15 protein-coding genes are annotated in these 14,843 nt (G+C 47.8%); 7 read left to right on the forward strand and 8 right to left on the reverse strand.

Annotated elements, in window-relative coordinates:
• Positions 1 to 72 precede the first annotated feature (72 nt).
• Entirely contained in the window at positions 73 to 1,062 is a 990-nt protein-coding gene (epmA, locus tag EZMO1_RS24660) for an EF-P lysine aminoacylase EpmA (protein WP_034877680.1), read from the reverse strand.
• Between the two features lie 83 nt (positions 1,063 to 1,145).
• Between epmA and EZMO1_RS24665 the strand changes: the two genes are divergently transcribed.
• Entirely contained in the window at positions 1,146 to 1,655 is a 510-nt protein-coding gene (locus EZMO1_RS24665; RefSeq protein WP_034877679.1) for a hypothetical protein, read from the forward strand.
• 74 nt (positions 1,656 to 1,729) lie between these two features.
• On the opposite strand, the gene efp is transcribed toward EZMO1_RS24665, so the two are convergent.
• Positions 1,730 to 2,299, reverse strand: coding sequence for an elongation factor P (efp, locus tag EZMO1_RS24670; RefSeq protein ID WP_034877678.1), 570 nt, complete (start codon positions 2,297 to 2,299; stop codon positions 1,730 to 1,732).
• 30 nt (positions 2,300 to 2,329) lie between these two features.
• On the opposite strand from efp, the gene epmB reads away from it, so the two are divergent.
• From epmB to EZMO1_RS24690, 4 genes are all read left to right on the forward strand, one after another.
• Positions 2,330 to 3,364 carry an EF-P beta-lysylation protein EpmB gene (epmB, locus tag EZMO1_RS24675; protein WP_051790217.1) on the forward strand — a complete coding sequence of 345 codons (1,035 nt, stop codon included), beginning with the start codon at positions 2,330 to 2,332 and terminating at the stop codon, positions 3,362 to 3,364.
• 188 nt (positions 3,365 to 3,552) lie between these two features.
• The gene (locus EZMO1_RS24680; protein ID WP_034877677.1) at positions 3,553 to 5,220 is read left to right on the forward strand and encodes a hypothetical protein; all 1,668 of its coding nucleotides are present in this window, start codon (positions 3,553 to 3,555) and stop codon (positions 5,218 to 5,220) included.
• A 93-nt stretch (positions 5,221 to 5,313) separates the two neighbouring features.
• Positions 5,314 to 5,574 (forward strand): hypothetical protein, encoded by a 261-nt coding sequence (locus EZMO1_RS26395; RefSeq protein WP_145912728.1) that lies wholly within the window; start codon positions 5,314 to 5,316, stop codon positions 5,572 to 5,574.
• A gap of 158 nt (positions 5,575 to 5,732) precedes the next feature.
• Complete coding sequence (locus EZMO1_RS24690) at positions 5,733 to 7,643, forward strand: bifunctional diguanylate cyclase/phosphodiesterase (RefSeq protein WP_222842167.1); 1,911 nt, start codon at positions 5,733 to 5,735, stop codon at positions 7,641 to 7,643.
• Positions 7,644 to 7,664: 21 nt separating this feature from the next.
• Here EZMO1_RS24690 and serB read toward each other — a convergent pair whose 3' ends face one another.
• A complete protein-coding gene (gene serB, locus EZMO1_RS24695; RefSeq protein WP_034877674.1) occupies positions 7,665 to 8,891 on the reverse strand; it encodes a phosphoserine phosphatase SerB in 1,227 nt (408 codons plus the stop codon).
• Positions 8,892 to 9,097: 206 nt separating this feature from the next.
• On the opposite strand from serB, the gene EZMO1_RS24700 reads away from it, so the two are divergent.
• Together EZMO1_RS24700 and nfsA are read left to right on the forward strand one after the other, a co-directional pair.
• Positions 9,098 to 10,387: an AhpA/YtjB family protein gene (locus EZMO1_RS24700; protein WP_034877673.1), complete on the forward strand. Its 1,290-nt coding sequence runs from the start codon at positions 9,098 to 9,100 to the stop codon at positions 10,385 to 10,387.
• 2 nt (positions 10,388 to 10,389) lie between these two features.
• Positions 10,390 to 11,127 (forward strand): oxygen-insensitive NADPH nitroreductase, encoded by a 738-nt coding sequence (gene nfsA / locus EZMO1_RS24705; protein WP_034877672.1) that lies wholly within the window; start codon positions 10,390 to 10,392, stop codon positions 11,125 to 11,127.
• A gap of 227 nt (positions 11,128 to 11,354) precedes the next feature.
• On the opposite strand, the gene hisF is transcribed toward nfsA, so the two are convergent.
• From hisF to EZMO1_RS24730, 5 genes are all read right to left on the reverse strand, one after another.
• The gene (hisF, locus tag EZMO1_RS24710) at positions 11,355 to 12,128 is read right to left on the reverse strand and encodes an imidazole glycerol phosphate synthase subunit HisF (RefSeq protein ID WP_034877671.1); all 774 of its coding nucleotides are present in this window, start codon (positions 12,126 to 12,128) and stop codon (positions 11,355 to 11,357) included.
• A 15-nt stretch (positions 12,129 to 12,143) separates the two neighbouring features.
• Positions 12,144 to 12,512: a DUF4870 domain-containing protein gene (locus EZMO1_RS24715; RefSeq protein WP_034878585.1), complete on the reverse strand. Its 369-nt coding sequence runs from the start codon at positions 12,510 to 12,512 to the stop codon at positions 12,144 to 12,146.
• Positions 12,513 to 12,590: 78 nt separating this feature from the next.
• Positions 12,591 to 13,235 carry an imidazole glycerol phosphate synthase subunit HisH gene (gene hisH, locus EZMO1_RS24720; protein ID WP_034877670.1) on the reverse strand — a complete coding sequence of 215 codons (645 nt, stop codon included), beginning with the start codon at positions 13,233 to 13,235 and terminating at the stop codon, positions 12,591 to 12,593.
• Between the two features lie 3 nt (positions 13,236 to 13,238).
• On the reverse strand, positions 13,239 to 13,832 hold the full coding sequence (hisB, locus tag EZMO1_RS24725; protein WP_034877669.1) for an imidazoleglycerol-phosphate dehydratase HisB: 594 nt from the start codon (positions 13,830 to 13,832) through the stop codon (positions 13,239 to 13,241).
• A gap of 174 nt (positions 13,833 to 14,006) precedes the next feature.
• A complete protein-coding gene (locus EZMO1_RS24730) occupies positions 14,007 to 14,759 on the reverse strand; it encodes a hypothetical protein (protein WP_145912729.1) in 753 nt (250 codons plus the stop codon).
• Between the last annotated feature and the right edge of the window lie 84 nt (positions 14,760 to 14,843).

Below are 14,843 nucleotides of genomic sequence, written 5' to 3' on the forward strand. Positions count from 1 at the left end.
GTAATTAGGAATTAATCACGTCCAGGTGAAGAGTCCTTCCTATATATAAAGTAGGAAAGACTCTTCACCCTATCAGGCTCGATGAAAGTCGAATGAAATCACATCAGCAATCGCTTTTTTCCCAAGCATCAGCATTAAAAGTCGATCAATGCCTATCGCAACCCCTGCACAATCCGGAAGCCCATGTTCAAGAGCCGTCACCAGGTTCTGATCGAAAGGGTAAACAGGGTAATTCTGAGCCAATCGCTTCTCCTGTTCTTTTATAAAGCGCTCTTTCTGTTCCGTAGCATCAGTCAGCTCATGATAACCATTCGCCAGTTCAACACCATTTACAAAGAGCTCAAACCGGGCAGCTACCTTATACCCTTCTTTATTTGTGTGGACTCGGGCTAACGCTGACATACTGGCTGGGTAGTCATAAACGTATACGCCTGCGAGGGTTTCAGAAGACTCTTTACCGAGATCAGGCTCGATGACAGAAGAAAACAGAAGATCCAGGCAGTCGTTTCTGTCCAGTTTATCTAAATGAGCATCTACATACTGATGCACAAGCCTGTTCAGGTCGCTCAATGTTGCAGTATGAGGGTTTATATCAAGGTATTGCTGAAATACTTTCCCATAACTGATGCGGCTGACTTCTACGAATGACGAGACAGAACCCAATAACGCTGTCATATCATCCATCAGACCCTGTTGATCCATCCCAACCCGATAATATTCCAGCATCGTGAATTCCGGGTTGTGTCGCCCACCAGCTTCACCGTTACGAAATACCCGTCCCAAAGAGTAAATGTTACCACTGCCTGCAGCTAATAGCCGCTTCATGGCAAATTCTGGTGAAGTATGCAGATAACACTTTCTTGGTAAGCCTTCTCCCAAAGGCTGGTACTGAACCTGAAAGCTATCAATAAACACATCAACAGTCGCGGCTCCAGAGAGCATGGGAGTCTCAACTTCCAGAACGGCCTGTTCGTCAAAGTACTGTCGGATACCTTTAAGAAGTGTTGCTCTCTTGCGCAGCGTCATTAAAGAAGCTGAAGGTTGCCAGTTATCACCGGTCATCAACTTTCTGCTCCCGTTTTGAAATCGTTCATAGAGTTCATTTCTATACTGAAAAGGCAATTGATTGTAACAAGGAAGTTAATATGAAGTTGTTTAAAGCACTATCTGCCGGTTTGGCAATCTGTTTGATGTCTGGGCCAGCCATTGCCAGGCCCACTCCAGCACCAGCGTGCTCAATTCCAGACGGAGTTTATGAATTAAACGGTTCACTGCCTTCAGCCTCAAATTATACTGTGCTGATTTTTATACAAAACGCATCCACCAGAATGCTGTTCAAAGATAAAATTGGTAATAATGATTACATTGTGGCCCCAAAGGGCAGAGTTCATGGCAAAAAAGGCATGAGACGAGGTCATGGGAAAGGTAAAAAGGGTCATCATCGCAAGCATCGACATGGAAGGCCGGTCTTGTGCCAAGGACACCAAATAAAGGTTAATTTTGGCCCTCAATCCAGAAAAGCAATGGTATCACCAGCACAATTATCTGGGAGTATTGAGCTCACACATACGAATAGCCAGTTGTCCGGATCAGTTACTCTTAACGGCAATTTGAATGGTGTAAACGCTATCCAGCTAAACAGACAGAATCGTTGATTCTATTTTAAATACCCCTGTCCTGACATAAGCTCGCTGATATTAAGCCTATCCCAGGGCAGGGCTACACAGTGTTACTTCACTCGACCCACATACTCGCCAGTACGGGTATCAATCTTCAGCACTTCACCTTCAACAATAAACAGTGGCACTTTAACGGTTGCACCGGTAGACAGCTTGGCAGGCTTGGAGCCGCCCTGAGCCGTATCACCTTTCAGACCAGGGTCGGTTTCTACCACTTCCAGCTCAACGAAGTTAGGTGCAGAGACAGACAATGGTGAGCCATTGTAAAGCGTTACACTGTATACTTCCTGCTCTTTCAGCCAGTCGATGGTATCACCCACTGCAGCCTGACTGGCAGCGTGCTGTTCGTAAGAACCATCGGTCATCATGAAGTGCCAGAACTCACCGTCGGTGTAGAGGTACTCCATGTCGTAGTCCATTACGTCAGCCGCTTCGATGCTTTCGCCAGACTTGAAGGTACGTTCCCATACCCGGTTAGTCATCAGGTTACGGAACTTAACGCGGTTAAAGGCCTGACCTTTACCGGGTTTCACAAACTCGTTCTCGATCATGACACATGGGTCACCTTCGAGCATTACTTTAAGACCTGAACGAAACTCGTTGGTACTATAACTAGCCATCAGTCGCTACCAGTGAATGCAAAAACCTCTATGATAACCCGTTCCGCACCCGGTGTGCATACCGGCAACCAACAGACTCGTTCTGAAAGCTGGCAAATGCAGTTAGCGAACTGTGTTACCCGGCCAGAAGCGCTGCTGGAAATTCTGGGTCTGGCACCAACCCTGTTACCTGCAGCCCTTGATGCCAGCAAGACCTTCGCCATGCGGATTCCCCGTTCATTTATAGCACGTATGGAATACGGCAACCCGAACGATCCATTGTTAAGACAGGTTCTGCCCGTGGGGCAGGAACTCACTGATGTCGCAGGTTTTGGTCTTGACCCTCTTGGCGAGAAGGATAAAAACCCGACTGAAGGCATCATTCATAAGTACCGTGGGCGTTTACTGCTGATCACCAGCGGTGCCTGTGCTGTGAATTGTCGATTTTGCTTCCGCCGTCATTTTCCGTATCAGGATAACCAGCTAAGTGGCCAGCATCTTCAAAGAGCCCTGGACTATATAAAAAGTGACAGTTCTATTCGGGAAGTGATTCTATCCGGTGGCGATCCACTGGCAGCCAGCGACCGCCGTCTGCAGCAACTAACATCCGATCTGGCTGGTATTTCCCATGTAAAAACACTGCGAATACATTCCCGCCTGCCGGTTGTCCTGCCTGACCGGGTCTCTGATGATATGTTGCACTGGCTCCGTTCGACGCGATTAAAAACCGTCGTTGTACTGCACTGTAACCATGCCAACGAAATTGATGACAGTGTAAAAGCCGCTATTAATCGCCTGAAAATGGCTGGAGCAACCCTTCTGAATCAGGCTGTTTTATTAAAAGGTATCAACGATAGTGTTGATGCTCAGGTTACGCTGAGCGAAAAGCTCTTTGATGCGGGAGTATTACCCTACTATTTGCATGTGCTTGATAAAGTGCAGGGCGCTGCCCATTTCGACATTTCCGAGGAAAGCGCCCAAATTCTGATACGTGGCATGATGGAGGAATGCGCTGGCTACCTTGTCCCAAAGCTGGTTCGGGATATCCCCGGAAAAGCCAGCAAGACGATCATCCCGGTGAGTTGATAAAGCAACGACCTTAAATATCAACGACTATCTGGATATCGTTGATTCAGTGGCTATTAATGTGCCAGTGCCACTTTTATTGACCTTACTATCAGCAAAGGTGACGAAAATTGCATTACCGGCTGTTGCCTGTTTATGATGAATAAATACCTGAAAGAATTCAGGCCGAAAATATCAGGATCATTGTCATGGACACGCAGATTGAAGGGACTCAGCTGCAGGTACCTGAACGCAACCTGAAGGCACTGACTTTTTGTAGTGCGGACGCACAATCATTAAATCAATGGCTTCAGGCATTGCCGAAAACCAACCTGCCCGATTGTGCCAAAAAGCTGGGTTTTGCCCTCAAAGAGCTTGCAAAACTCAATATGCCGTCAAAAGAGCTGTACAAGCTGGTCGAACTGGTCAGGCCCGTAATTTATTTCATCTCTCAGCAGATAAATCGCAATGAACTGACTGAAGGCATTGTTCACACCGAGCAACAGCTCTCCCTGCTGGGAAAGTGCCAACAACTGCATGTATTGCTGTTCACCTGTTATAAAGCAGTCGTCGATATCCATCTCAAAAGAGACGAAGATACTGCACTGATGGCCGCCCCCCTTCACAGGGCGGTTGCAGAAAGTCACAGTCTATTGCTGCTAACACAGGAACATTACCGGAGTGTGCCCGAAACGGTCTGGCTGGATACTCACAAGTTAATCTATATTGCCGAACATCACGAATTGCTGGAGTGCAGTATTGATGATGCTCTGACAGCCAAAGCTCGTGAACTAACCATTATTGATCAGTACAAGCGGATGTTATTGCTTAGCCACTGTCGTTCAAACCAACTGCATCAGGCAGAAATCCGACAAGTGAATAAAGCTCTCTGTTTATGGGCCCCTCACGGTAAGCTTATTGATCAGCCTGACCAGAACTGCTGGTTTATGGTCAATACACTGTCCGATGAAGGTTTACACCCAACATTAACCGAGACCAGTAATGAGCACCCTGGACTGAAAGGGCTGGATACTCGAATCCTGAGTGCTCATCTGAAAAAAATCGCCCGCTCCATTGAGGAAAATAAACCCACGTCACTATCTAAAAAGCTGGTTCAGCACCTTGCTTCAGCCTGGGGAGCCCCCATACAAAGGCAGCATATACGCCACGAAGGATCAGAAAACTGTTCGTTTGCTTACGGCAGCACGGCTTCACACTACTATTTGTCGGGCAAGCAGCCGTTTGATGACCTGGTCAAAAAACATTCCGACTCTCACAAAGCGGGCAAGAGTGGTTTTATGCCGGATAAAGGCGATGTCTGGGAAGACGCACATGACGTTGAGCAGGACAACAAGCCTTCTGAAGATAAGGGATCTCTTGACTTTAAGGCGGCACCTGTCAGTGGGCCGCTTTACCCTTCTTTTTCTGGAAAAATAATGAATACCAGTGCAGGAGGCTACTGCCTGCAGGTAAGAGCCAATACTGAGTTAACACTGGTTCCCGGTGAGCTCATTGCCGTACAGGAAGGAAAACAGGCAAACTGGATACTGGCAAGTGCTCGCTGGGTTCATGCCATAAACGACAATAGCATTATGCTTGGCGCCCAGCTATTAAGCGCTAATACGAAGCCCTGCGCCATTACACCGCTCAAGAAAACCCGTGATGCCAGCCACTACCAAAGGGCTTTCCTGCTGCCAGCTATTCCTGCCCTTAACAACCAACCGACCCTGATCACCCCGAGAATTCCTTTTACAGCAGGAATGAAGTTTATACTTCTGGAGGGAGGTAAAATCAGAAAAGGTCAATTACAAGAGTGCGTAGAATCTACACCAAGCTATAGTCAGTATCAGTTTCGATTTCTGGAAAGTTCGCTGTAAGGTGAAAGAGTGTTCAGGCAGTCTCTATTGTTTAAATTAACCTGTCTTTTGTTTGCAGCAATAAGTGCTGGCTGCAGTACCACTGAAAAAGTAATGGACTCATGGCGTGGGCATCATATTGAAGAGGTCGTTGCAAACTGGGGAGCCCCGAGTTCAAGCCTGAAACTGACTGATGGAAGAAGTATCTACAGCTGGGTCTCTAACTGGGGTTCAGCCTACCTGCTCAATACCTGCCGACAGTCTTTTACAACCGATCGCAATAATATCATTCAGAACTGGCGCTTTACCGGCTGCCCACAATGGCAGACGCTTTCTGTGAAAGATGTCTCGGAATTTTTCCCGCAAAAGAACTAGAACTGTGTAAGCATTGCCCATTATTATTGGCTAAAAACAGCTCCAGAATAAAAACAATGCCGCACCCGAGCCAAGAAATAAGCACATTTTCCCTGATCACTTTGCATGACAGCCCCGAAAAAACCGAACACTGGGTAAAAAAATTTCGAAACCACGGAATGGCGGTGCGAGCATGCAATATTCAGACACCTGAAGAACTTGAAGAGGCACTCAAACAGGATAGCTGGTCACTCTGCCTGACAGAAGAGTCCGTATCATCGCTGACCGCTGAGCAATTACTGCAAACCTTGTCGAGGCATCACACAGATCTACCCGTCATTGTCCTTCTACCAGAGCAAGCCAAAAAAAGTGCCGACGACTGGCTAAAGCTCGGAGCTAAAGACGCTATCTCCTACTGTTCACCAGAGCATGTCGTACAGGCAGCGATTCGTGAACTCAAAGCACTGGCTGACAGAGGCGCATTGAGAACTCATCAACAAACTCTTAAAGAAACCGAACAAAGGTGTGAACAGTTACTGAAACATACCAGTCTTGCCATTGCCTACGTTCACGAAGGAGCCCACGTTCATGCCAATGAAGCGTATCTGAACATTTTTGGGTATTCGAATAACGACGATCTGGCAGGAGAGTTTCTCATTGACCTGATATCAGAAGTGGAAAAAGACGACATTAAAATTGCATTAAAAAAACTCAAGCTGCCTGAAGCGGATACGAGCTTACAAAGTACCTTTCAAGGAAGGTTGAAACGCAGTAACGGTGAAACGTTTGAAGCGAACATGGTGCTTTCCAATGCCATCTTTGATGACGAGTCCTGCCTTCAGGTCATTATACACCCGGTCCAATCAGGCAAGACTCGAGAAACTCAGGTCATTAGTCAGACTGATATGTTGCAACGGCTTTCAGAACAGCCAAAAGGGCATTCACTGGTAAAGCTTCACCTCGATAACTATGATGATATTCGTGCCGAATTCCATGCAGCCGGAGCATTAGCAGTACAAAAAGAAATGACCGAGCTCATCGCAAAACATTTGCCAGACAGTCAGGTAGCGCACTACGCCGACGAAGTATTTTTAGCAACCAGTAGCGCAAACTCTTCAGAATCTTTTCAGCAACTCTGCAAAACAATCAACAGCCACCTGGTCAGTGCCGGTGAGCAAAGCCTTCATACCTCTGTCAGCATTGGCTATTCCATAAACAGGCAGGAAGTGTCAGCCAGCCAGTGGTTTAAAGAGGCTGAAACAGCCTGCAGCATAAGCCGTCAGGAAGGAGGCAACCGGGCAACACGATATTCCAGGCAATCTGTCATCAAAGCCCGAGCCAACAAGGGAGATAAAGAAGCTATCATCCGTCAGGCTCTTGCCAAGGATTATTTCAAGCTAATGTATCAACCGATTGTTAGCTTGACGGGAGACGGTGCTGAAAGCTACGAAGTATTGATTCGGCTAAAAAATCCGGACGGTGAGGATATACCAGCAGCAGAATTTATAACCACAGCGGAAGAGTGCGGCTTGACCAGAGACATCGATCTCTGGGTTCTTCAACATGCATTGCAAGCTCTGGCAGAAAACCATCAGTTTGGTGCAGATACCCGATTAATGATCCACATCAGCGCAGCTTCTGTCTGTAATAACAGTTTTTCGGAGCAACTGTCTGGCCTCGTCAAACAAGCCGGCATAAAGGGAGAATCGCTGATATTACAGATAGCCGAACAGGAAGCTCACCAATACCTTTTGCAGATACAGGCTATGAAAAAACAGCTTCAGCCTGTGGGCTGCAAACTGTGCATTGCCCGTTACACAGGTGATAACAAAACACTAAAGGCTTTGAAATATCTGAAACCTGACATGGTAAAACTGGACGGGCAATTTGCACGACAGCTGGAGCGTAACAGGCAGGAAAAGCTAATTGAAACCATTACCCCCCTGAGTCCGCTTGTCTCCGGAATTATTATGCCCCAGGTAGAAAGCTCAAAATCACTGGCGCAGCTATGGCACCTGGGGGTGCATTATATTCAAGGTAATTACTTACATTCACCAATGAGTGAAATGACCTTTGAATTTAATGCTTAATACTCAAATAGTTGGAAGTTGCTATCGGTTGAGAGACTCCAGATCTTTTTCACTAAAGCCCAGCAGATAAAGAATGCTGTCCAGTCCCAAGGTAGAAATTGACTGTCGTGCATTCTTCTGTACCAGAGGCTTGGCACGAAAAGCAATGCCCAGACCCGCTACACTGAGCATTGGCAGATCATTGGCCCCGTCGCCGACAGCAATGACCTGTTCCAACTCAACACCTTCTTTTACCGCGATATGCTTTAACAGACTGGCTTTTCGTTCACCGTTTACAATCTCGCCTTTCACCTCGCCAGTCACTTTTCCATCTTTAATGTCCAGCTCATTGGCATACACATAGTCGATGCCAAGCTGCTCCTGCAGATACCGGGCAAAGTAAGTAAAACCACCGGATAATATCGCCGTTCGGTAACCCAGAGCTTTCAGACTGCTCATCAGTCTCTCGGCACCTTCGGTCATGGGCAGCTGTTCGGCAATACTCTTCAGCACCGATTCATCCAGCCCTTTCAGCATAGCCAGACGTTCATGAAAGCTGGCATTGAAATCAAGCTCTCCCCGCATCGCCCGCTCTGTAATTTCTGCCACTTTCTCTCCGGCTCCGGCAGCTTCTGCCAGCAGGTCAATCACTTCTGCTTCAATCAGGGTAGAGTCCATATCAAACACAACCAGGCGCCGGTTGCGACGAAAGACATTGTCTTCCTGAAAAGCAACATCCACATCCAGCTCCGATGAAATATGCAAAAAGTCTGAACGTAGCTTTGCCAGATCCGGTGACGTACCCCGAACAGAAAACTGAAGGCAGGAGGACAGGCTGCCCTGCTCTTCCTGTTTGAGTGAGCGGCGCCCTGAAAGCCGACGAATGTCGTCAATGTTCAAACCGTGATCTGCGGTAATGCTGGACACTCTGGCAATCTGTTCTGCAGATAAATGCCGGGCCAGTAAGGTCAGAATATACCGCTTCTTTCCCTGCTCACTCACCCAGTGTTCATAATCATCACCAGAAACAGGCTGATAGTTGAACTGCAGGCTGTGCTCATGAAAGTGGAACATCAATTCCTTGATGACCGGCGCAGATGCCTTTCCCTCAGGCAGGCGAACCAGAATCCCCCAGGTTAATGTGTCATGAATCACCGATTGGCCAATATCCAGAATTTCCAGACCATACTCAGCCATGATGGATGTAATGGACGATGTCAGTCCGGGCTTATCCTGCCCTGTGACATTGATCAGCAGTATTTCGCTCACTTTTTATCCGGCTATTTTAATTCTCAGGCCGCTATTGTAACCCACTCAGCGCCAACCCGATAAGTTCAAGTCTTTCAGTTAGCGACCGGTGTGTATCAACAGAATTCCTGCCCGTTGGCCGGTAAATTGAAATTCATCACTTTATTCTTACTGATAGCCTGTCATCATAAGAAGCATATCCGTCTTTATTCTCAGGAGATTCGGCTTTGCGCTCGCCGATAGTATTCATTAAACGCATGACTGATCGACTGTATTCACTGTCGATACGGAACCAGCTACTGTGCATTTTCAGCCTGTTTTTTATTGCTGTGGTTGGTACCAGTGGCTTGATTATCCGCTCTGAAATGCACTCTGCCAGCCAGCATCAGTCAGACACCATAGGCGTATTGTTAAGCCAGCAAACAGCCAGTGCTGCTACCGACATGCTGGTCACCGGCGATCGTTTGAGTCTTAGTGTGCTTCTCAATCAACTGGTACAAACGCCTTATGTTGCCAGAGCAGCCATTTACAGTATTGATAATCGAAAAATCGCCAGTTCCGAAAGTGAAGACTCAACCGTCGTTTCCGGACAAACCTACTCATCCCCTATCCACTACCAGGATGTTATTGCCGGTTATGTCCGTCTACAACTGGATGAAGCTCTGCTCACCAAAAATGCTCGCGATGCTTTAGTTGTGATCACCGCTGTGAGTCTTATTCTGCTGGTTGCCGCGCTGATCTTCCTGCAAATATATGCCACAACGCTGAGCACTAAGCTTGAGCTGGTTCTGCGACAGTTAAGAGGTTTGCTGCAAACGCCACTGGTCAACACTGGCAAATCCGGTAATGAGCTGACGCTGCTGACACACTTCGTAGAGCAACAGCTCACAGAAAAGTTGGCCAGCAAAGAGCATGAAGACCAGGAGTCCGAAGAAGAACAGGATGAAACGTCCGTCGTCGTCTGTATACGTAATAAAAACCTGCCCCGATTGCGTCAGCTCATCTCCCATCAGGATATGATGGACATACTGCACACTCACACCGATGCTATAGAGCAGGCGGCCAGCATTTATAATGGCGAAATCAGCTATACCCCGGAAGGCAATACTTATCTGCGCTTTTCCAGCCTTGAAAGCCGCAACTTTGCCCAGGACGCTCTTAACTGCAGCTTGCTTATAGAATCGGTCAGTCGGGTCATTGCCGAAAATGCCATCGCTAAAATTCAGATGGGCATCGGGCTGTGCGTCAGCGACGACATTCCAGACTTTCCCGGTGATGAATCACCCAATGAAGTGGACAGTGCCGCCGGAAACGCACTAATGCTCGCCAGCCTGCCGGGACAGGATGGTTTGCATATGCTGAAAGAGCAGTTAAGCTGGTTGCCGACCGAACTGGCAGAGTTCAGTGTCTCTGAGCATGCAGAAGACATTGTTCAGATAACTGATGTTGCAGAAGCCCAGAGAAATCAGATTAACCAACAGGCTTACAACCTGAGCAGGGAATTGGAAAGAGAATAAGAATGAACCGATCCGTTATCGAGTTATTGCAGTCGCATCGTTCAATTCGCAAATTTACCGACCAGCCAATTGAAGACTCATTATTAAGGCAACTGATTGCTGTAGGACAAAGTGCAGCGACGTCCAGCAACCTTCAGGGAGTCAGCGTTGTCCGCGTCCGCAACCCTCAAACCCGTACCATCATGGCAGAACTGGCAGGCGGCCAGCCCTATGTAGCCTCCGCTGCCGAGTTTCTGGTGTTCTGCGCTGACCTCAATCGCTCAGCCGTCTGTTGTGAAAAAGAAGGTAAGCAATTGGCAGATGGCATGACTGAACACTTCATGATCGCCACTATTGATGTTGCTTTGTTTGCCCAGAACGTTGTGGTCGCTGCCGAATCTGAAGGTTTGGGAATCTGCTACATTGGCGGTATCCGCAACAATCCTGAAAAGATCAGTGAACTGATCAATCTGCCTGATAACGTTTATCCTGTCTTTGGTCTGTGCCTGGGCTATCCGGATCAAGATCCGGAGCTGAAGCCGCGCCTACCCGTGGATATGGTGCTTATGGAAGAAGAGTATCAGCCTGTGGATGAACAGTTATTAGCGCAATACGATGAAGTCATGCGGGATTATTACCACCAGCGCACCAAAGGTAAGCTGGATCGGGTATGGAGTCAGGACATGTCGGCACTGCTCGGAAAAGAGTCCCGGCCGCATATGAAAGCCTTTCTTGCCAGCAAAGGTTTTAAACTGCGCTAGGAGGCTGACCGAGAATAGCGCCCGTAGCGAGGATGGCAGAAAATTGAGGATGAAAAAGCGGTTTTGTAAGGAGAATAGCGAGCTATTTGACGAACAAAAGCGATTTTTCAGACCAATTTGCTGTCACCGCAGTAGGGCAGTCTATTCTCGGTCGGCCTCCTAGAGCACTCGTCACTGATAGCTCTCATAGGTGGCATGCCCATGAGAGCTATAAACGACTTTGCTTGCTAAAGCCTCATCTCAATACCACGATCTGCCATATAAAGCTTGGCTTCGGGGATAGAATACTCACCAAAATGAAAAATACTCGCCGCCAGTACCGCATCGGCCTTTCCTTTCTGAATACCGTCCACCAGATGATCCAGGTTGCCAGCTCCGCCTGAAGCAATCACCGGAATAGACAAGGCTTCGGAAATAGCCCGGGTAACCCCCAGATCATAACCGTTCTTTACACCGTCCTGATCCATACTGGTCAGAAGGATTTCACCCGCTCCCAACCGCTCCATATTGACCGCCCACTCAACAGCATCCAGCCCTGTTGGCTTACGACCACCGTGAGTAAAAATTTCCCATCGATCCGTTTCGCCGGAAAGGCTGACTTTTTTGGCATCAATCGCTACCACAATACACTGTGAACCAAAGCGATCCGCTGCCTCCTGAACAAAGTCAGGATTAAAGACAGCTGCCGTATTAATACTCACTTTATCTGCGCCGGCGTTCAGCATGGTGCGAATATCTTCCACCTTGCGAATACCACCTCCGACAGTCAGGGGAATAAACACTTCACTGGCCATCCGTTCAACCGTGTGAACCGTAGTATCACGATCTTCATGGCTGGCAGTAATGTCCAGAAAAGTAATTTCATCAGCGCCTTCGTCATTGTAACGGCGAGCCACTTCCACCGGGTCTCCGGCATCCCGGATATCCACAAACTGGACGCCTTTCACCACACGACCATTTTCAACATCAAGACAGGGAATTATTCTTTTTGCTAAACCCATACACAGCCTTCAGTTTTAATTCACAAACCGTACACAGAACGGATATTGGTAATAATTCCCGCCACTGGCTTTAAGACCAGCGCGAATCATCAGTATCAACGCAAGAATGACAACAACGGGGACAAGGGGAAGGAAAAACAAACCCACCAGCATCATTTGCAGGGCAAACCATATTGCAGCGAGCAACGTCAGGGAAATCTGGAAGTTGAGGGCTTCTCTGGCATGATGATCAATATAGACAGACTCATTGCGTTTGGTCAGCCAGATCAGCAACGGCACCACGATATTCATGCCCGGAATCAGAAAACCCAGCAAGGGTAAAAGGTGCGCGAGCATGGCTATATTTTTTTCATCACGACCCGGAGGCGGGTCCTGGTCCCTCATGGGAGGCCACTCATCCATTACTTAACTCTTATCGCTTAACGTCTGTTTCACCGTTCAATGTGTTGCCCGATCGCTTCTTCAGGGAGACCACTGCAAAAAGTTTTCCAGCAATCTGAGCCCGTTAGCCGCGCTTTTTTCTGGATGAAACTGCACAGCAAAAACAGTGCCTTTTGCCAGAGCCACGTCGAAATTAACACCATAATCACAACGACCAACAGCCACCTCATCATCAACCGCATGGGCGTGATAGCTGTGGACAAAATAAAACCGGGCATTTTTCTCAATGCCCTGCCACAACGCATGGGGCTGATGCTGATCCACCATGCTCCAACCCATATGGGGCACTTTCAGTTTATTACCGGCAGCATCTTTCAAGTTGCGCCCAAAGAACTTCACATTCCCTGACATCAACCCGAGGCACTCAACGCCGCCATTTTCTTCACTGTGGTTCAGCATGACCTGCATACCCACACAAATACCCAACAATGGTCGTTCAGAGGCCACCACCTGCCTGACTACATCATCAACGCCTCTGCGTCTGATTTCAGCCATACAATCCCTGATGGCACCTACGCCGGGCAAGACAACGCGATCAGCCTGCAGAATGGTTTCAGGATCACAGGTAACAACGACCCGGGTGTTGCGATCTGCAACATGCTCCAGAGCCTTACTGGCGGAATGAAGGTTGCCCATTCCATAATCAATGACAGCCACTGTTTTCATAGTTTACAGCGAGCCCTTGGTCGAAGGCATCTGACCGGTCATGCGCGGATCAAATTCCAGTGCCATGCGCAGGGCACGACCAAATGCTTTGAATACCGTTTCAATCTGGTGGTGCGCATTACGGCCACGAAGGTTGTCGATGTGAAGCGTCACATTGGCGTGATTCACAAAGCCCTGAAAGAACTCATAGAACAGATCAACATCAAACTGACCGATGCGGGCCCGGGTAAAATCAACATTGAACTCAAGACCGGGACGACCGGAAAAATCGATAACCACTCTGGACAAAGCTTCATCCAGCGGCACATAAGAATGCCCGTAGCGGGTAATACCTTTTTTATCACCTATCGCTTTGCTGAATGCCTGACCAAGGGTAATGCCTACATCTTCAACCGTGTGGTGATCGTCGATGTGGTTATCACCTGCAGCTTTTATATCAAGATCGATCAGGCCATGACGGGCAATCTGATCCATCATGTGTTCCAGAAAAGAGACACCTGTATCAAACTGACCTTTGCCGGTTCCATCAAGATTGATATCAACCCTGATCTTGGTTTCCAGCGTATTGCGCTCTACACTGGCTTTGCGCTCTGACATTAAAAACTCCGGTTCCTGTTATTTATTGCTTATGTATTTTTGCAGGGCTGAACGTTGTTATTTTTCTATGACTTATTTAAATAAGCTGTTACAGACTCCTCGCGGAGGAGAGGCCATTATAGGCATTAACCCCTTCACCGAAAACAGGTAGCCAAGACTATCTTGACCGGATTATCACTCGCTTCTCACATTTTCATACAAACCGCCCTTCAGTTTGCTCAACAGGTCATCCACTTTGCTACGTTTCACCTGAACCAGCCTGCCAGTCAACGGACGCTCGCGATCATTGGTCCAGTGTCTGGACCAGAAATCGGTGGTATCAATACACTGCTCGGGAAAATTTGTCAGATTGAACTGCTTTGCCTGTTCAATGCAACCGGTTAAAAACTCATCCACTTCTGACATAAGAATTGGAAACATGCCTGCTGGCTGGTGTCTGGAGGCTTTTTGAGTGATATAGATCCAGAATTCACCTTTTGTCGGTATCATCTGCCCCGTCATTGAGGAAATCGCTTTACGATCAACACGGGTTCGACACATTCTATGTTCGGTTCTGTCGTAGCTGTTAATTAACCCCGGCCCCGCTTCCACCAGAATGCCGTTCAGCAGTTTACCGGCTTCAGGTGCAGCACCTATTGTCGTGTATTTGCCTTCTTCTTTTATACGGGTCATCCAGCCACGCTGATAACCACTGACCCATACAGGAAGCTGACTGTCGTACTTCTTTTTCATATTTTTTTCCCGGATGTTTTCGTGCATATTTCGCCCGTAAACCACCACATACTGGGGCTGCTTTTCATCCAGTACAGGAAAACAGTCGGTATCCAGAGCTTTCGTCTCAGGAGTAAATAAAAAACTTCCAGCCACCAGCAAGCTGACCAGCATAGTAGTGACAGTCGCGCCCGGAACCTTCCTGAGAGCCCTCATGATAAAATCCTCACTAAAGAACCTTAGACATAATAGCTGTTTAAATTGCGGCCATGAGGTGTTGGCCTTTCATAAAGTGAGGCT

It is taken from the genome of Endozoicomonas montiporae CL-33, from assembly GCF_001583435.1.
GTDB classification, from domain to species: Bacteria; Pseudomonadota; Gammaproteobacteria; order Pseudomonadales; family Endozoicomonadaceae; genus Endozoicomonas_A; species Endozoicomonas_A montiporae.